Annotated in this window: 19 protein-coding genes and 4 pseudogenes; 7 read left to right on the top strand and 16 right to left on the bottom strand. The window is 42.7% G+C overall.

Going from position 1 to position 18,594, the window contains the following annotated elements; genetic code table 11:
* From JCM16418_RS03230 to rplS, 5 genes and pseudogenes are all read right to left on the bottom strand, one after another.
* On the bottom strand, positions 1-1,013 hold a 1,013-nt coding region (locus JCM16418_RS03230), incomplete at its 3' end, for a TP0910 N-terminal domain-containing protein (protein WP_506329600.1).
* Positions 1,014-1,104: 91 nt separating this feature from the next.
* Positions 1,105-1,760: pseudogene (gene rnhB / locus JCM16418_RS03225) on the bottom strand (ribonuclease HII).
* 234 nt (positions 1,761-1,994) lie between these two features.
* On the bottom strand, positions 1,995-2,861 hold the full coding sequence (gene ylqF / locus JCM16418_RS03220; protein WP_036645979.1) for a ribosome biogenesis GTPase YlqF: 867 nt from the start codon (positions 2,859-2,861) through the stop codon (positions 1,995-1,997).
* A 61-nt stretch (positions 2,862-2,922) separates the two neighbouring features.
* Positions 2,923-3,549, bottom strand: a complete 627-nt coding sequence (gene lepB, locus JCM16418_RS03215) for a signal peptidase I (protein WP_036645977.1) — start codon at positions 3,547-3,549, stop codon at positions 2,923-2,925.
* Between the two features lie 139 nt (positions 3,550-3,688).
* The gene (rplS, locus tag JCM16418_RS03210; protein WP_036645975.1) at positions 3,689-4,033 is read right to left on the bottom strand and encodes a 50S ribosomal protein L19; all 345 of its coding nucleotides are present in this window, start codon (positions 4,031-4,033) and stop codon (positions 3,689-3,691) included.
* Positions 4,034-4,296: 263 nt separating this feature from the next.
* Between rplS and JCM16418_RS03205 the strand changes: the two genes are divergently transcribed.
* Both JCM16418_RS03205 and JCM16418_RS03200 read left to right on the top strand, forming a co-directional pair.
* On the top strand, positions 4,297-5,394 hold the full coding sequence (locus tag JCM16418_RS03205) for an MFS transporter (RefSeq protein WP_242403694.1): 1,098 nt from the start codon (positions 4,297-4,299) through the stop codon (positions 5,392-5,394).
* Between the two features lie 305 nt (positions 5,395-5,699).
* Entirely contained in the window at positions 5,700-6,236 is a 537-nt protein-coding gene (locus JCM16418_RS03200; protein ID WP_052020024.1) for a winged helix-turn-helix domain-containing protein, read from the top strand.
* A 119-nt stretch (positions 6,237-6,355) separates the two neighbouring features.
* Here JCM16418_RS03200 and JCM16418_RS03195 read toward each other — a convergent pair whose 3' ends face one another.
* The 10 genes and pseudogenes from JCM16418_RS03195 to trhA all read right to left on the bottom strand — a co-directional run bounded on the left by JCM16418_RS03195 (position 6,356) and on the right by trhA (position 14,534).
* Positions 6,356-7,345: an N-acetylglucosamine kinase gene (locus JCM16418_RS03195; RefSeq protein WP_052020017.1), complete on the bottom strand. Its 990-nt coding sequence runs from the start codon at positions 7,343-7,345 to the stop codon at positions 6,356-6,358.
* A 27-nt stretch (positions 7,346-7,372) separates the two neighbouring features.
* On the bottom strand, positions 7,373-8,329 hold the full coding sequence (locus tag JCM16418_RS03190; protein WP_036645971.1) for a GNAT family N-acetyltransferase: 957 nt from the start codon (positions 8,327-8,329) through the stop codon (positions 7,373-7,375).
* Between the two features lie 173 nt (positions 8,330-8,502).
* Positions 8,503-9,858, bottom strand: a complete 1,356-nt coding sequence (locus JCM16418_RS03185; protein WP_036645969.1) for a dipeptidase — start codon at positions 9,856-9,858, stop codon at positions 8,503-8,505.
* 128 nt (positions 9,859-9,986) lie between these two features.
* Positions 9,987-10,738, bottom strand: a pseudogene (gene trmD / locus JCM16418_RS03180) (tRNA (guanosine(37)-N1)-methyltransferase TrmD).
* Positions 10,738-11,259: a ribosome maturation factor RimM gene (gene rimM / locus JCM16418_RS03175; RefSeq protein ID WP_036645963.1), complete on the bottom strand. Its 522-nt coding sequence runs from the start codon at positions 11,257-11,259 to the stop codon at positions 10,738-10,740. Before rimM ends, trmD begins: the two are co-directional and overlap by 1 nt.
* A gap of 117 nt (positions 11,260-11,376) precedes the next feature.
* On the bottom strand, positions 11,377-11,607 hold the full coding sequence (locus tag JCM16418_RS03170) for a KH domain-containing protein (protein WP_036645961.1): 231 nt from the start codon (positions 11,605-11,607) through the stop codon (positions 11,377-11,379).
* Between the two features lie 22 nt (positions 11,608-11,629).
* A complete protein-coding gene (gene rpsP / locus JCM16418_RS03165) occupies positions 11,630-11,902 on the bottom strand; it encodes a 30S ribosomal protein S16 (RefSeq protein WP_036645960.1) in 273 nt (90 codons plus the stop codon).
* 51 nt (positions 11,903-11,953) lie between these two features.
* A pseudogene (gene ffh / locus JCM16418_RS03160) lies at positions 11,954-13,335 on the bottom strand (signal recognition particle protein).
* A gap of 26 nt (positions 13,336-13,361) precedes the next feature.
* Positions 13,362-13,718, bottom strand: coding sequence for a putative DNA-binding protein (locus JCM16418_RS03155; protein ID WP_036645958.1), 357 nt, complete (start codon positions 13,716-13,718; stop codon positions 13,362-13,364).
* A 168-nt stretch (positions 13,719-13,886) separates the two neighbouring features.
* Positions 13,887-14,534: a PAQR family membrane homeostasis protein TrhA gene (trhA, locus tag JCM16418_RS03150; RefSeq protein WP_036646176.1), complete on the bottom strand. Its 648-nt coding sequence runs from the start codon at positions 14,532-14,534 to the stop codon at positions 13,887-13,889.
* 214 nt (positions 14,535-14,748) lie between these two features.
* Between trhA and JCM16418_RS03145 the strand changes: the two genes are divergently transcribed.
* The 5 genes from JCM16418_RS03145 to JCM16418_RS03130 are packed head-to-tail and all read left to right on the top strand — an operon-like array spanning position 14,749 to position 17,467.
* Entirely contained in the window at positions 14,749-15,774 is a 1,026-nt protein-coding gene (locus JCM16418_RS03145) for a glycosyltransferase (protein WP_036645956.1), read from the top strand.
* 43 nt (positions 15,775-15,817) lie between these two features.
* Positions 15,818-16,075 carry a hypothetical protein gene (locus JCM16418_RS25585; protein ID WP_242403693.1) on the top strand — a complete coding sequence of 86 codons (258 nt, stop codon included), beginning with the start codon at positions 15,818-15,820 and terminating at the stop codon, positions 16,073-16,075.
* The gene (locus JCM16418_RS03140; protein WP_242403692.1) at positions 16,059-16,829 is read left to right on the top strand and encodes a polysaccharide pyruvyl transferase family protein; all 771 of its coding nucleotides are present in this window, start codon (positions 16,059-16,061) and stop codon (positions 16,827-16,829) included. Before JCM16418_RS25585 ends, JCM16418_RS03140 begins: the two co-directional genes overlap by 17 nt.
* Positions 16,830-16,854: 25 nt before the next feature.
* Positions 16,855-17,217: an LSm family protein gene (locus JCM16418_RS03135; RefSeq protein WP_052020016.1), complete on the top strand. Its 363-nt coding sequence runs from the start codon at positions 16,855-16,857 to the stop codon at positions 17,215-17,217.
* A gap of 46 nt (positions 17,218-17,263) precedes the next feature.
* The gene (locus JCM16418_RS03130) at positions 17,264-17,467 is read left to right on the top strand and encodes a hypothetical protein (protein WP_036645955.1); all 204 of its coding nucleotides are present in this window, start codon (positions 17,264-17,266) and stop codon (positions 17,465-17,467) included.
* A gap of 73 nt (positions 17,468-17,540) precedes the next feature.
* On the opposite strand, the pseudogene ftsY reads toward JCM16418_RS03130, so the two are convergent.
* Positions 17,541-18,550: pseudogene (gene ftsY, locus JCM16418_RS03125) on the bottom strand (signal recognition particle-docking protein FtsY).
* Positions 18,551-18,594: the final 44 nt, after the last annotated feature.

Here is an 18,594-nt window from a genome sequence, read left to right as displayed (position 1 = left end):
TGCGTAGGCTGCGCAAGTGCCGCTGCTGACCCTTGGGGAGCAGCGGTCTCGGCCGGCGGCATAGCCATGCCGGCCACAGAGGATGGCTGCGGTGCTATGGCCGCAGCCTGTGTGCCCTGCTGCGCAGCCAGGGCAGGCGCTCCTGCCGCGGCTGGGTTAGCCGGCGCGGCCTGCAAAGGCAGCGTGCGAAGCTGCTGCAACACATTTTGCAGCTTCGCGGCAAGTGGTTGCAGTTCAGCACTTTGTGTTGATGCAGCATGTTGCCCTGTTGCGGCACTTTGCGGAGTTAGAGCGTTACTTGTAGCCGTATTAGGCTCGGACTTTCCCGTCATTGACTGCGTCGTCAGCTCTGTTTTAACGAGTGTGCTATTTAATCCTCCAGTAGAAGGATTCATCTTGCCCGTCTGAGAAGAAGCGGAAGTCATTACTGCAGTCAGCTGTTCCTCTAGCACACCCAAAAGTTCATGCATTGGCGGTCCAAATACTGCCTGATGCAGACCTTTTATACTTTCAGAAGTCATAGGTAAGCCACGCTGAAAAGCAATGGCCGCGGATTGAATCCACTTCTCCGCTGAAACCAAAGCAGGTTTAAGAGCCATCACTTCTTTGAACAAAGCAATGTTTTCTTTAGTTAATGGAACACCACTCGATTGAATCGCCTGAAGCAAGTCCCGATTTCCCTGGGTATCCTGTAATCCAAACGATTCCAGCACATTGGCAAGTGATTGAGTTGGTATCGATATGTAAGGTGATTCAGCAAGCGGCTTCAGCATCACCATACCGCCTTCACCTGGCTCCTGTACTTGTAAAAGCGTAGCCTGGCCTGCTTGTAGCGGGGTCTCCAGCGTTGCTCTCACCTTCACACCCTGAATCTGTACAACAGCTTCCTGTCCATCATCGGAGACGCTTAAAACGACACCTCTAACGACCTGCCCTGCCTTCATATCCAACTGCTTGGCTTCTCCAGCCTTCGTCTCGCCTAACAATCCACGGATTAACGAACCGATATTCACGTCTCCCTCTCCTTTATCGTTCATCCTTTTCTCTATTTATCGGCTACGCGAGCGATGCGTGAAGAATAGCATAATTATATCTATGAAACGATTAAAATAGCGTTTGTTGAACAACCTGAACATTAGACAGAAAACTACGACGATGCATGGGTGTAGGCCCTAGTGCAGCAATTTGTTCACGATGCAGTTTAGTTGCATACCTTTATGTATGGCAATTCCATACTCGGGAAACATAGCTTCCCATGACCCTTGGCATAATCGGTCGCGTGTTACCTTGGCAATAATAGATGCAGCCGCAATCGATTGGCTATTCGCATCCCCTTTAATAATCGATAACTGTGGAATATTCACATCCACCTTTTCAGCGTCGACAAGTAAATAGTCAGGTTGAATAGACAACCCCAGCACAGCCTTCTTCATCGCTTCACGCGCAGCTTGCTTAATATTGATTCGATCTATTGTTTCCGCATCAACGTAACCAACGGAGATAGCTACAGCCTGATCCATAATGATGTCATATAAAAGCTCACGCTTCTTCTCACTCAGTTTCTTAGAGTCGTTGACTCCTTCAAGTTCTAGACCAACGGGCAAAATAACTGCCGCAGCTACCACATCCCCAAATAGGCAACCTCGGCCAACTTCATCTATGCCTGCAATATATTCATATGATTGCTCCCAATATTGTTGTTCATATTTAAGTAGTTCTGTCACATTATCCTCCTTGCCATTGTCATGATATATGATCATGTTTAACTTAATATTATTTTCAACTTTTTTTAGAATCATGAGGAGCCTTATGAACCAATCCAGACTTTATAATTTCTTTATCCTGAGATGTCTGAATTCTTTGTTTATTATTAGGACGAGTATTTCCACTTTAGATTACCACAATCGCCCGCACCTTACATCCAACTCCTTATAGCCTTTGTCCATCATATCGCAATAAAAAAAGCCACCCACAGGTGGCTTCATTCCTAATAACTAATAAGGTGCTTCCATTGAGAATCTACCCATTTTACCTGCACGTAATTCTCGCAAAAGCAGCTTAGATGATTTCTCTAAATCCACTCGCCCACCACTCATGAGACAACCCCGTTTACGACCTACTGCCTCCATAATGGCAACAACATCATCGGTTTCATCCGGATTATGCGGCATGTCCACGGGCAGCTCAAAGCGCTCTTGAAATGACTCCCAATAATAACTAGTCAAATATTTGACGGCGAAAAAGGCGATATCCTCAACATTGAGGATTTCTTCTTTAATAGCACCCGTTACAGCTAATCGATAACCTACATTTTGGTCTTCAAATTTAGGCCAAAGTATACCCGGAGTATCCAATAACTCAATAACTCCACCAACCCTAATCCATTGTTGACCTTTCGTTACACCAGGTCGATCACCTGTTATAGCAATGTTACGCCCAGCAAGGCGGTTAATAAGCGTTGATTTACCCACATTCGGAATCCCAACAATTAGCGCTCGAATTGCACGTGGATTTATCCCTTTTGAAATCTGGCGATCAATTTTCTCTTTTAGCAAAATCTTCAATTGATTGGGGATATCTTTTACGCCCGTTCCCGTGTAAGCATCAACTGGAAAAGCAACTTGTCCCTCTGCCTTAAAATAATCCTGCCATTGCTTCGTTACCTCTGGGTCAGCTAGATCCGCCTTATTCATAATAATTAGACGCGGTTTCCCCAGTAATATCTCATCAATCATGGGATTACGGCTGGACAGCGGAAGACGTGCATCAATTAACTCGATGACCACATCGATCAGCTTTAATTTGTCTTGAATTTGGCGGCGAGCTCTAGTCATATGACCAGGAAACCATTGAATTGTCACCGTCATCACCTCATTCTATAAATCCGCAAACAGCTGTTATCATTCATCATTCACTTGAAGACTAATGTTTAATCCAGTGGATATCTTTAATCGGCCAGAAAATAAGATCCGCCCGTCCTACGATATCACCAAGAGGTACATAACCGATCATCCGGCTGTCTGTACTGTTCGAGCGGTTATCGCCCATAACAAATACATGTCCTTCAGGTACTTTGCCGTTTGGAAACGTGCTGTTGGGAAAATTTTTATCGTTGTACAATTGTCCGGCAGTATGTTTGCTATCAATAGCACCCTGTATGTAAGTTTCACTAACAGGCTTTCCATTTACCGTTACTGTATCGCCTTCAACCTTGACCGTATCTCCAGCTACACCAATAACCCGCTTAATGAAATCTCTACCTTCCGAAGGAACATGGAATACAATGACTTCGCCGCGATGCGGAGCCCGAATATCGTATAAAATTTCATTTACAATAACACGTTCATCCGTATGAAAGTTTGGTTGCATGGAAGGACCATCCACAATAAACGGCTTAAAAAGAAGCCAACGTATGAGAGCTACGAGAACTAATGCAATCACAATAGCTTTCAGCCATTCCACAATCTCATTCTTACTCTTTTTGGATGGTTTATCATTCTGATTTTGTTTATTTATTTCCACATCATGCTGCTCAATATTCTGCTCCATACTTCACCGTCCTCTTATACATGAATTGCCCACAAATACGGGTTATTTTGCAGAAAAGAAAAGCTCCTTACGGAGCTCCTACCCTTCTAATCGTAAAACGAAAAGGGCTTGAAATCAAGCCTCCCACGTTGTTCGCTTATTAACGGCGAATTTCTTTAATTCTAGCTGCTTTACCGCGTAGTTCACGAAGATAATAAAGTTTAGCACGACGCACTTTACCATGGCGAGCCACTTCAATTTTCTCGATTTTAGGCGAGTTGACTGGGAAAGTTCTTTCCACACCAACACCGTAAGAAATTTTACGAACTGTAAAAGTTTCACCGATTCCGCCACCACGACGTTTAATCACAACGCCTTCAAACAACTGAACGCGCTCACGAGTTCCCTCGATTACCTTAACGTGCACTTTTAAAGTGTCGCCAGGACGAAAGTTAGGAATATCAGTGCGAAGTTGTTCTTGACTAATCGCTTGTAGGATGTTCATTTAGGACTCCTCCTTCCGTACAGGTGTTCTTGCATCTTCCCGGAAGCTCATTTGTTCCGTTCATTATCCGCAGTGGACCACCGTATTCCACACAACAGCATTAATTGTAGCATAACCAAGCCATCATTTGCAACTATATTCTAGGAATACAACATCAGACAAGCTATTTGAAAAAACACTTGCCAAAATAGGAAATGTAATTAAAATAAATTTATCATTAAAATAATTTTAACGTTAATAAAAATCGAATGGAGTTTTGTATAATGAGTGAAACCGTTCTTGTTAACCAAAAAGCACAAGGTATCCGTAGTTTAATGATTCACAAACCCTATCTTTACATGATGACAGCTAAGATCATTTCCCGCTTCGGTGACTCCCTCGATTCCGTCGCTTATAGCTGGATGGTGTATTTAATAACAGGCTCGGAACTTCTTATGGGCACCTTGTTTGCCATTAATTACATCCCAGGTATCGTTTTCAGCATATTTACTGGTGTGCTTGTAGATCGATGGTCTAAGAAAAAAGTCATCATCTGTACCAATACGGCCCGTGGTCTTGTTGTTATGCTCACCGCATTTCTTTATTGGAATGGTTACTTACAGCCATGGCATCTATTTATTTTCACGTTCATCAATTCTTCCTTCGAATGTTTCTCAACTCCCGCTGAGATGGCGCTTGTCCCCCGTATTCTTCCCAAGGAACTACTTCTTAGTGGTAACTCCTTAGCTACTTCTTCCGCGCGGATAGCTGAGCTTGGCGGTCTCGCAGCAGCAGGGGCATTGATCGCCTTCATCGGAGTCTCCGGAGCTATTCTAATTGATGCTTTAACTTTTATAGCTGCCGCTGCCCTATTTTTATGGGTTCGAATTCAACCTGAAGAAGAAGTGAAAGCTCCATCCATTCAAGAAACACTTGGTGAGGTGCCTAATCAAACTTCTTACTGGACACAATTTAAATCAGGTATGGCCTTTGTAAGGGAACACAAAATCATTTTGATGACCATGCTTACTGCGGCCTTTGTTAATCTCTGTCTAACCCCGTACAATGTCCTGGAGCCTGTCTACGTTAAAAAAATTCTACATTCGGGACCTATTGGACTGAGTATTATGGGAATATGCTTTGTCGTCGGTATGATTATCAGTAGTTTATGGATGACTCAGAAGGGCTCTGAATTACAAGAAAAGCTCTCTCATTGTATTTGGTTACCTATTGCTTGGCTTAAATTTTGCCCTTCTATATGTTCCCTCGTTGATTTCATTTTATCCTTTATATGTAGCTGCTATCTTTTGCTTTGGCATGGGTTTTTCCATATCATTCGTGAATACACCCGTTTCAACTTACATGATGGAAGTAACCCCTAGAGATATGTTGGGACGTATTGGAGCTCTATCGAGCATGGTGAGCACTTGTGCGATCCCCCTTGGCAGTTTAATTGAAGGTTTCGCTGGCGCATGGATTGGCGTACATGTCCTGTTCTTAATTTTCGGAATGCTTCTTCTCATCCCCGCATTTCTACTTTTGTCTCAGAAAAGTTTCATGCGTATATAGTTCATAGATGAAACATGCTTTGTGATTTAAGCTCTGGAGACTTATAATAAGCTTAATGAAAATGAGCTCCCATACCTGAAGCGGGGAAAAATGATTGAGGTGCAGTGCATTGGAAGAGATGGTTTTAAAAACAATAGAAGAAATACGAATTTATTCTGATCCTTATCGTATGAACATTCTAGAACGATTTCAAAAAGCTGAACGTCCTTCAACGGTAAAGGAAATTGCTGATAAAATGGGCGAGGTACCTGCTAAGGTGTATTACCACGCAAGAAAACTTGAAAGCATCGGACTACTGAAGCTAGTGAGCACGAAGCAGATTAATGGAATTACAGCCAAATACTTCGATGCATTCAAAGGTGCGGTTCAAATCAGTCGTTCTGAAATGGACACTAACATGCAAACCGTCTTTTTATCAGAAACCCAAAAATTATTATCTGATTTGTATGACAAGAGCAAACAGAATTTCCTTGATGCTCGCAGTGTAGATAACCCTAAAGCTAATTTAATTAATGGAGAGGTCTACCTTACAGACGAACAGGCTAAGGAGTTCTTTGAACACATCTCTGCTTTTTTAGATAAACATCGTGATAAGACAAGTGAATCACAGGAACGTTATGATATTTTTAATACCATTGCAAAAAAAAACGCCTGAACATAATTAACGACAACCATTTCACTCATACATTTTGCATAGAAAATAATAAAAGAGTTGCCACTCCCGATAGTTTACTATCAGGTGTTGCAACTCTTATTCATTATAAATTATAGCTTCTACGAACCAATAGCCATGATCACATTTTCATCCATGCGCTTAGCCAATTCAGGATCAAGTTTAATTCCAACTTGTCGCATAGCCGCATAAGCAGCACCAACCACAGGCGGTACCTTTGGAACAATATAATCGCCATCAAAACCTTCGCTTAGACAAGTTGTTTTTAAAGTAGATAATAGCAAATCAGCTCTCTTAAAGATGCCTCCCGTCAACACAACGGTAGGCTTGGTGGCAATTCCTTCGTTAGACTCGTACAAATTACGATGAAGTCCCACGATCGCTTCTCCCATGGCTGAAGCAGCTGCAGTCAGGATACCTTGCGCGACCTCATCTTTTTCATCTGCAGCTTTCATAACCAGAAGTGCAAGAGCAGCTATACGCTGACGAGAAGACTCGCCATAGATCATCGGAATAATTTCGGTAATTTGTTGTAAGGAGTATGTCTCAAGCATGAGTGTCATCAGTCGTGTAGGTGCCCCTATTCCATCCCATGCCCGTAGCGCTGCAATCAAGCCTTCTCTTCCAATGGCATAACCACTGCCAGGATCGCCAACAAGGTATCCCCAACCACCTACGCGCTTGCGTAATCCTTTTTCATTAACTCCATACGTAATGGATCCAGTTCCGGCAATTTGCACAATACCTGGCCCACCCATCGTTCCCGAATAAAGTGCAGTAATCGCATCATTTTCAACGGTTATTGAAGTAGTCATGGGTAGCGCATTCTGCAGATGCATATGTGCATCCTTGCGATTATTCCCGTGCTCAATACCGGATAAGCCGGCAAACAAAGATTCGACTTTTTCACCAGTAGAAACTATATTTTCAGTCAGCTTTGAAACGACTTCATCCATATGATGTAAAGCTTCCGCACGGTTACCATTCATATTGGAGCCACCCGCCTGAGCCGTAGAAATAACGGTTCCATCACGTCTTACCGCTATTCCAAGGGTCTTCGTTCCCCCTCCATCAATCGCAATAATGGCCATGATGTCATCCTTTCTCGTCGATTTACGTTAAAGAAGCTGTTTTTTGATCAGATCATAACCTTTCCATTTCGTAAAACCAAGCTTGGCATAGAAGTCAACCAGGTCCGTCCAATCTATCACTAAATTCTTCATACCGCGTGACTTCAATTCAAACACGCCTTCTTTGACCAAGGATAGTCCATAGCCTTTTCCTCGAAAACGATCATCTACACCTAGCGGTCCGATACCTCCGAGTGGTTCGGAGAATAGCGGAGCCCAATACACATTCTGAGCGATCAATGGTGCTTTGTCGTCATTCACTCGGCAGAATCCAATCATTTCCTCTTCTACAAACAAACCAATAAATTCTCTACCCGTACCGCTGCGTTCCCAATAGCTAAGAGCTTCATAATACCATCGGTCTGGAAAACAACGCTTGAAGAAGCGAAGCATTTCTTCACGATCTTCTGCATCCAATAGCCTTGAAATGGCGCCCTCATATTGTGGACGTATTAAATCTTCTGAAATATTCTCATTTACTAAGTCGAACACTTCATGAAGGCATTCATATCCGCGCCGTTCAAACCAAGGTTTAGCTAAGGCGAAATCTTTCGGGATACCTGGGATATAGTGCCATGGATCGCGCCCAATATAGACATGTTCAGCACCCGCCTCACGCAAAGCATCCTCAGCAAGCGCTAGCAAGCGGCTTCCAATCCCCTTTCCTCTTGCTTCTGTGCGAACAACAATTGCGGATATCCAGCCGCCTCCTAGGCCTAGAGTCATCTCGCGCTCCGTTTCCTGCCATTTCTTCGTCAAGACAAATCCAAGCAATGTATTATTGTCATCCAGAGCAAGCCATGAACCTGCAACGTAGCTGTTCGCATCTTCAAACGTATTTTGACGGAGCAATGCTTCTCGCATTGGGAAAGCGCTTCCGATTTCTTGATTCCATAAATCACATATAGGATTAATCCAATCAGCATGGAGCGGTATAATATTCATGACTAAACTCCTCCAGTATATTTGAAGATTTATTTCAAATTTTGAAATTATATTACAGTAAAATTATATTTTATTTGAAATAAAATTTCAATAGCTTCGAATAAAAACCGCCAGCAGATGAATTACTTCATTCCGCTGGCGGCAATTTATTGTTCAGAATAAATAGACGAGTATTAAACTCTACCCAAGAAATCTACAATTGTAAGCAGACCCTTATCGAAGTTTTCAAGATTAAAGTGCTCATTTGGTGCATGGAGATTCTCATCTGGCAATCCAAATCCCATACATACCACAGGAGCAGCTAGGACACGAGAGAACGTCTCTACAATCGGAATAGACCCACCATCTCTTGTAAATACAGGACGAACGCCATAGACATGCTCATAAGCTTCAGCTGCTTTTTGCAGCATTGGCGTAGATGGATCAATTGTAAATGGGTTCCCTTTTTCAAGCTGGGTTACAGTGACTGTAGCACCTACAGGGACATGGCTGTGAATATGAGTTTCAATTTTGTTTAAAATGTCCTGTGGATTCTGATTACCTACAAGACGGCAAGTAATTTTGGCATGAGCTTCTTTAGGAATAACGGTTTTCGAACCTTCGCCTTGAAAACCACCGTAAACTCCATTGAGTTCCAGCGTAGGGCGAGCTCCCGTTCTTTCCGCAAATGTGTATCCTTCCTCACCGAAGAGGGCCTCTAATCCAAGATCCTTTTGAAGCTTCCCCTCGTCAACAGACTGCTTCACAAACTCTGCTCTAGCTTCCGGTGTCAGTGCTGGTACATCATCATAGAATCCTGCTACACTCACTCGCCCCTTCTCATCGTGTAGAGAATTAAGCAGTGTCACGATCGCATGCAATGCGTTAGGAACGCCTCCACCATAACTACCAGAGTGAAGATCCGTATTCGCTGTATTCATTTGAACCTCTAGAGAACAAAGACCCCGAAGTCCAGTACAAATTGCCGGTCTTCCTTTCTCAAGTAGGGAAGTATCAGAAATCAAAACAACATCCGCTTTGAGTAGCTCTTCATTCTGTTCAAGGAAACCAGGAAGGTTAGGACTGGATACCTCTTCTTCACCTTCAATACAGAATTTAATATTTACTGGCAATGCTTTCTCCTGCTGAAGAATAGCTTCTACCGCTTTAATATGTAAGAATAGTTGTCCCTTGTCATCTGTTGATCCTCTACCAAACAGTTTACCGTCACGAATCGTCGGCTCAAATGGCGGAGTTTCCCACAAATGAAGTGGATCTACCGGTTGTACATCATAATGCCCATAAACAAGCACAGTAGGCTTACCCGGAGCGTGTAGATGATCAGCATAGACAATCGGATGACCTTCAGTTTCATGAATCTTCACATTCTCCAAACCAGCTTGGTTTAGCTTCTCTGCAATCCACACTGCTGCTTTCTTAACATCTGCTTTATGCTCAGATAATGCCGAGATACTCGGTATGGATAACCATTCTTTCAACTCACCAATATGTTGTTCACGATTTTCTTGAAAATAAGTTTGATAATTCATAAGTTAAAGTTCCTCCTTGAAGACAATATACTTATTAGTTTACTACATTTGAACCCACTTATACGAATATACGAATCAAAAAACCACATCCTACGATACAGGTTGTGGTTTCACTTTCACGTATTTCATCAATCCGCTGGATTCGTAATCTTCTGCGCCTTAAGCTTCTGTAATAATTTCTTATCTTTGTCAGTTAGCTGCGCTTGATTCAATAAATCTGGACGACGATCCAATGTGCGCTGAAGGGCTTGTTCGTGACGCCAAGCTTCGATATTGGCATGATGACCACTCAGCAGCATATCGGGCACTTTCCAGCCGCGAAACTCAGCAGGCCGCGTATAATGAGGATATTCGAGAAGCCCCGTGCTAAACGAATCTGTAACTGCCGATGTCTCGTTACCAAGTACGCCAGGTAACAGCCTTGCGACTGAATCGATAACTACCATAGCCGGTAGTTCACCGCCTGTGAGTACATAATCACCAATCGATAACTCATCTGTGACCAGATGCTCCCTTATGCGTTCATCATAACCTTCGTAATGACCACATATAAAGATCAAATGCTCTTCAGTGGATAGCTCCTCCGCCTTCGCCTGTGTGAAGGTTTCCCCTTGTGGACACATCAGAATAACACGTGCAGAACCACTTTGCCCATTTAATACATCTTCTACTGCAGCAAAAATCGGTTCAGGTTTCAACACCATACCGCCCCCGCCACCATAAGGAGTATCATCTACGGTATTGTGCTTACTCGTGGAATAATCACGAAAATTAACGGCATTGAGCGATACAATACCTTTTTCCTGAGCCTTGCCTAGAATACTGGATTTAAATACACCTTCAAGCATCTCTGGAAAAGGGTTAGGACATCTACACGCATCAATCCAGAAGTCCTTCCATCAAGTGGATCGTAACCAGCTTGTTCTTCACATCTACATCCAATACCACTTCATCAATAACTGGAATTAGAATGTCTTTACCTGATTCAGGCTGGACAACCCAAACATCATTCGATCCTGGACTAAGTACTTCCTTAATGACACCCAGCTCTCGTGCTTCATCAGTCACAACTTTACAACCCACAATTTCAAAAATATAGTATTCATTCTCAGGCAATTCTAGCAGTTCGGATTCTTCGACCTTCAGCATGCTACCTTTATATTTCTCTACTTCATTTATATTCTGATATCCCTTTAACTTAAGGATATACATATTTTTATGCAATCTTGAAGATTCAATTGTAATGGGTATTGAAGATCCACCATCAGCTGGGATAATTAGTAATCGTCCGCCTGCAGCAAAACGCACCTCTGGAAAATCTGTAATCGATAACACTTTGATTTCACCTTTAATACCATGCGTATTTACGATTTTCCCAACTTTGTATAACTTATCCGCCATATGTTCCTCCTAACATGACGCGCCCCAGATCTACAGAGCGAATTCATCATTTATGTTAATCTTCAGCATGTACGAAAAAGAGCTAGGACATGCATCCTAACCCCCTTTCGTATATCTTTAAGATATGATATCCACGGTTACGCGTTTATCCATTTTGACTGCTGCAGATGTAACAACCGTACGAAGCGCTTTGGCGATCCGGCCCTGTTTGCCGATAACCTTGCCCACATCTTCTGGATGAACAGACAATTCATAAACAATCAGATGATCCTTCTCGACGGTCTTGACGGTCACATCTTCAGGATAATCCACTAAAGCCTTAGCAATAACACCAACTAATTCTTCCATAGATAACCCTCGCCATCAGTCATTATTTCTGTTGCTTAAATTCATGAAATTTCTTCATGACGCCAGCTTTGCTAAGCAAGTTGCGAACGGTATCAGATGCTTGTGCACCTTTTTGAAGCCAAGCTAGTGCTTTATCTTCATCGATTTTAACATCAGCCGGTTGTACAACCGGATTGTAGTAACCGATCTCTTCGATAAATCGACCGTCACGCGGGGAACGAGAATCCGATACCACGATGCGGTAGAAAGGAGCTTTATGAGCACCCATGCGTTTCAAACGAATACGTACTGCCACGAAAATCACCTCCTTCAATAAAATAAAATCGTATAACATCTATTTCAAGCATTAACGGAAAGGAAACTTCATGCCGCCCTTAGCGGCCATTCCTTTGAGCTGCTTCATAGCTTTTCCTTTAGGTCCTTTAGGGCCCATCATATCAGAGAATTGCTTCATCATCCGGCGCATTTCATCGAACTGTTTAATCAAACGATTCACTTCTGCGATCGATGTTCCACTACCAACCGCAATACGTTTACGGCGATTATGGTTAATCGTATCCGGGTTCTGCTTCTCATTCTTTGTCATGGACTGAACAATGGCTTCTATACGACCCATCTGCTTCTCATCCACTTTGAGATCTTTAGATTGTTTCAGCTTACCCATTCCCGGGATCATATCCATGATCTGGTCAATCGGTCCAAGCTTCTTCACTTGATCCATTTGCTCAAGGAAATCATCGAATGTAAATTCCGCATTACGCATCTTACGTTCCATTTCCTTGGCTTTCTCGGTATCAATGTTCATCTGCGCTTTCTCAATCAGCGATAGCATATCACCCATACCCAAAATCCGCGAGGCCATACGTTCCGGATGGAAAGGTTCAAGTGCATCAATCTTCTCACCAAGGGCAGCGAACTTAATGGGACAGCCTGTAACAGCTTTAACTGAAAGTGCTGCACCACCTCGTGAATCTCCGTCAAGCTTGGTTAGGACAACCCCAGTGAGTTCAAGCTGTTTGTTGAAGTTGTCAGCTACATTGACTGCATCTTGACCTGTCATAGCATCTACAACAAGTAGAACTTCATCTGGCTTGATTTCACTGTGAATAAGTCTTAACTCTTCCATCAGCTCTTCATCGATATGCAGGCGACCTGCAGTATCCACGATCAAATAATCATTATTATTATCTTTGGCATGCTGCAAAGCCTGTTTAGCAATATCAACTGGGCTTGTCTTGTCACCTAGAGAGAATACTGGAACATTAATCTGCTCACCAAGCACTTGAAGCTGCTTGATCGCTGCTGGCCGATAAATATCGCCTGCAACAAGAAGTGGACGATGATTCTGTTTCAGTAGCTCTTCGCTAGTTTACCCGAGGTCGTCGTTTTACCTGCACCTTGCAGACCGACCATCATGATCACGGTAGGTGGCTTACTTGCTTTCGCTAGCTTAGCTTGGCTTCCGCCCATCAGCTCTGTCAATTCTTTGTTAACAATATCAATGATAACCATGCCTGGTGTGAAGCTCTCCATCACTTCTATGCCGATGGCCTTCTCCTTCACCTTGGCGACGAAATCTTTGACTACTTTAAAGTTAACATCAGCTTCTAGGAGCGCAAGACGTACCTCGCGCATCGCTTCGTTTACGTCATCTTCAGTAACTTTACCTTTGCCCCGCAGCTTACTAAATACGTTCTGCAACCGACTGGTTAATCCCTCAAATGCCATGTAGCGCCACCTCCCTCTTATGTGATTTACTCCAGTATCTGTAAATGATTTACGATTTCATTAATCTTCATCTTCTGTTCCGAAGAAATATCACTTAGCTCAACAAGCGCACGCAACTGAATAAAATCATGATTACGGCGTTCATACTTGTCTAATAATCCAAGCTTCTCTTCATACATTTCGAGGACCTGCTCAGCTCGCTTAATGTGCTCATACACGGCCTGACGGCTAATCTCGAATTCTGCTGCTATCTCCCCAAGGGAAAAATCATCATGAAAGTAATATTTAAGGAATGTCTGTTGCTTCTCAGTAAGCAGACCATCATAGAAAGCAAATAATAAATTAATGCGGTTCGTCTTCTCGAGCCTATTCTCCTGACTCACATAGGGTAACTCCCTTCGTCAAGGAAAAACACTTTACACTTCATCAACGTCCCTTATCATACATAAAACAAAGAAAGATGTCAAGCATTTATCCTTGTCATCTCTCACCTATCGATTCAAACTCTATTTGTATTCTTTTTCTGACCACATTCAGCCCATTACATTCAATCACGAGTTAGGTAACAGATACATAATGACGGACAAGAAATGTGCAATACTACCCGCTAATACGAATAAATGCCATACGGCATGATGGAATGGGAATCCTCTCCATACATAGAAAATCGTACCTAAAGTATAGAGTCCCCCACCTACAGCAAGTAACACAATACCTCCTGGAGCCACAGCTGCTGTCAACGGTCCCCATGCAATTACAATTAGCCAACCCATAATGAGATAGAAGACGGTAGACATGAATAGAAACCTTTTCGTGAAAAATGCCTTAAATGCACACCCTAGCAGAGCAATTCCCCATACGGTACCAAATAAAGACCAGCCAAGTGGCCCACGAATGGCTACCAGCATAAATGGAGTATAGGAACCTGCGATGAATAAATAGATCGAAGAATGATCAAAAATCTCAAACAAATCTTTAACCTTTCCTTCTTTAAAACTGTGGACCAATGTCGAGCTAAGGTATAAGAGGAGCATGGTCACTCCATAAATGGAGAAGCTGATGACATGCCACGCCGTTCCTTTGGTACTAGAGAAGACGATGAGAAGAACTAATGCAGCCACGCTCAGCAATGCGCCAATGCCGTGAGTAATAGCATTCGCGACTTCTTCCCTACGACTATATGTGTGGGTATTTGCCATAAGTAATCCCTTCATGAACTTTTTTATCTTCATTATAACCTCTCAACCGCCTCGATTACCACCCGGTCGATTAGAGACATACCTGCCGGAGAACTTATGCATGTGTTCAACCGGGCGCTACACCATTTCCATGTAAAATAGACATTCGCATCAATTCTATTAAGCTATGAAAGCATATATTGGTTAGCGAATGAAAGAAAGGAGGTATGAGATAATGGCCATCATTATTTATCCGAAAACCATGAACTGGAAATATATGAAGCAGCGTCCACAGCAGCTAATGACTCAGCTGGGGGCCAAAGGGCACCAAGTATTTTTTGAAAATCTTGCTCCTCTAGATCGTGATTTTCTAGAAGTAGAAAAAAACGTGTTTCTGTTTACAGATCATCATGCCTTTGTGAAGCACAAATTACCTGCGCTTCGCAAATCACAACCTGTTGTCGGATGGACGACTTGGTCAAGACAGCGTACACGCCTGACTTCGTTTTATCGTCCTGACGCAATCATCTACGACTGTTGTGACGAATTTCCTCAGTGGGCAAAATACGAGGTGAAAATGGTGGATACCGCTGATCATCTGGTGTGTACTGCAGACAGCATACGTTCACGCCTCGAATTAGCCTATCCTGATAAGCCAGTCACACTAATTCCGAACGGAGCAGATAATGGATTCTTCGATATTCCTGTTGCACCGCGTCCTGCAGATTTACCTCCAGGTCCGATCGTAGCATATATCGGAGCATGGGCTTACTGGCTTGATCATGAATTGTTTGCTAAGCTTGCCGTTCGTTTTCCCCACGTACAGTTTATTTCCATTGGAGCTTCTTATGGGGATATTCCCGACTACACTCGATTGTCAAATGTTCATGTCCTGGGTGAGAAACCCCATCATGAACTGAAGCAATATCTACAGTACATTGACGTCGCGATGATCCCCTTTCAATACCATCCCATTACGCTAGCCACTAACCCTGTTAAAGCTTATGAATATATGGCCGCAGGGGTTCCTGTCTTATCTACAGCTCTTCCCGAATGCATACGCATGGAACCTCATGTCACAACAGCAACTACACATGAAGATTTCATCTCCAAGTTAAACCGAATGCTCACTGAACCCAAGAATGATTCAGCTCGAGAAGCAAGAATTGCGTATGCAAGGCAAAACCGCTGGCAAGAACGCGGAGATGCAGCCGATCAAGTCATCAGAGATATGCTATTAGCTAAAGGTTTATTAAAATAACCTTCCAGTAAAATAGTAATTTCAATACAGAGGAGGTATGAAAGTGAACATTGGTGTTTGTGGATATTATGGAATGGGCAACTTTGGAGACGATTTATTTCTAAAGACATTCCAACAAATATTTAGTAATCATATTGTATATCCTTGGAACTCCCATATGGATCAATCAAAGACGGAACGTGTAATCATTGGTGGAGGAGACTTAATTACCCCGTATTCATTTCATCCTTATTATTTCCCGCAAGCTTTAGAGAATCATCACTTGGGTATATGGTGTAGGCATTGTGGACAACTATCCTGAAGAGACTTGGCCACCTGATCAAGTTGAGAAGTACAGATCTTATATAAGCAAAGCCAAGAGTGCATCATTCCGTGATCAAAGATCAGCGGATATCGCTAGCAAAGCTGGATTTCATGCTAAGGTACGAAAGGTACAGGATATCGTTTTTGCTTACTCTGAGAAACACTTTCCGATTAAGCGTTTCTCTAACCGCCCTACAATTGGCATCTGTGTCTTCTCTTATCCATCCTACCCTTTTGAAAACATGGTCAAACTTTCCATGCATCTCATTCAAAAAGGCTATCATATCGTGTTCATTCCGGTTATCAATCACCCTTCTAACATCTACTCCGACTTTAAGACTTGCGAAAATATGACCAAGAGCATTAAAGAAATCTCACCTGCTGCTTCTGTCCAAACTTTGCCTCTCCTCATGGATCTCGATCTGACTTACAACTATATTCAGTCAATGGATTTTCTAATTAGTTACAAGCTTCATCCTGCTCTCGTCGCACTCAGAGCCGGTAAGCCTGTATTCGCTCTATCTCAAATGAGTAAAGTAAGTAGCTTACTAGCATCGTTCGGAATGGACAAATATATGTGTAATTATCAACTTCCTTATGAGGAAATCCAAGCAAAAGTCGATACCTTCCTCAAAGAAAGTACTCAAGTTATTCAAAAGTATGAACCAGCGATCCGATCAGCTGAGAAAGAAAGTCTGAAACAGATATTGGCATTAAAAAAGGAAATCGAATCTCGTAAATTCGTAAAATAATTTGATAGACAAAGGAGCTGATGTCATGTGTTTTCATTGGATCCGCAAGCACATCAATGCGGAAATTCGGCACCTCGTGCACGAAATACAGCGTTTAGATCTTGAAATTCATCAAATAGAAGGACAGATTGTTACCCTTCAGGCACAGGTACAACACCAGCAAGAGCAGATTGATCAGCTGCAAGAACAAGTATCCACTGGCTTAACAACCAATCCAGAGTTATACGACTATTTTGTTCATAAAATTGGTCAAGAAGTCAGAGTGGACACAACTAGTGTCATACTGACTGGTATTGTGCTTACAGTGGCAGTCGATGCTGTGGAGCTACGTGAATCAGGTGGAGACATCGTAATTATTCCATTTGCTAAAATCAGTTCAGCACAGTAAATCGGTTTGAAATACCAAAGAACAAGAAAAAGGAGGACGATCTCAAATGACTTTCAAAGAATTAGTTAGAGGACTCATCGGAATGGAAGTTGAGGTCATGACACCTGGAGATCTCATTGTGGGAACTCTGATTTCAGTCAACCAAGCGTCTTTGATGTTAAGAATCCCACCCATTTTATATGGACCACCAGGAGATGTAGCCATTATCCCATTGAAGGCAGTAGATTTCGTACGTGTGCTTTCCACTTAATATCTGTTTATAATAAAAAGAGTCTGCCGCATGAGCGGCAGACTCTTTTTTTGAGTACATCCTAATTATTCGATTATTCTTGGATTCCCTCTTCTTCATCTTGTACATCTTCTTCCTGAATCAATCCAGCGAATAGAGCATGTACAAATTGCTGCGAATCAAATGGCTGTAAATCTCCCATTTTCTCACCAAGTCCTACCATCTTAACCGGAAGATTAAGCTCCTGACGAATCGCTACAACGATTCCGCCTTAGCGGTGCCATCCAGCTTCGTCAGTACCAGTCCTGTTACACCACTCTTCTCACCAAACATTTTGGCCTGAGTCAGCGCATTTTGTCCTGTCGTTGCATCGAGCACCATTAACACTTCATGTGGTGCACCTGGAATTTCACGCTGAATAACACGGAAAATCTTGTTCAGTTCTTCCATCAGGTTCGATTTATTCTGTAAACGTCCCGCAGTATCGCAAATGAGTACATCTGCTTGGCGTTGCTTCGCAGCCTGTACGGCATCAAACATAACTGCCGCTGGATCAGAGCCAGCATGCTGTTTAATAACTTCAACACCTGCACGTTCACCCCACACCTCGAGCTGCTCAATCGCCCCAGCACGGAAAGTATCTCCTGCAGCGAGAATAACTTTTTTACCTTCTTGTTTAAAGCGATGTGCTAGTTTACCAATCGTCGTCGTCTTGCCGACACCGTTCACCCCTACAAAAAGGATAACTGTAATACCATCTTCATTCATATGGATTACATTATCATCATCACCGCGGAGTAAATCCATCAACTTTTGTGACAAAATGGGTTGGAGCTCAAGCGCATTCTCGATACGCTGTTTTTTAACTTCATCACGTAACTCTTCGATCAGGTTCATAACCGTATTGACGCCTACATCAGCGCCAATCAAAATTTCTTCCAACTCCTCGTAGAATTCCTCATCAATTTTCTTACGGCGGATCATTAAATCCGAAACCTTCTCAACAAAACCTTTGCGTGTCTTCTCAAGGCCATCTCGGAATTGTTTAGTTACGGATTCCGTTTTGCTTGAAATACTCTCTTTCAGCTTCTTAAAAAAGCTCATATGTCTCCTCCATTACAAATCCTGATTTATAAAACGACATTGCA

It is taken from the genome of Paenibacillus pini JCM 16418 (assembly GCF_000576305.1).
GTDB classification, from domain to species: domain Bacteria; phylum Bacillota; class Bacilli; order Paenibacillales; family Paenibacillaceae; genus Paenibacillus_AQ; species Paenibacillus_AQ pini.
The sequence above is the reverse complement of the archived record's forward strand: the minus strand, read 5'-3'. Positions and strand labels throughout refer to the sequence as shown.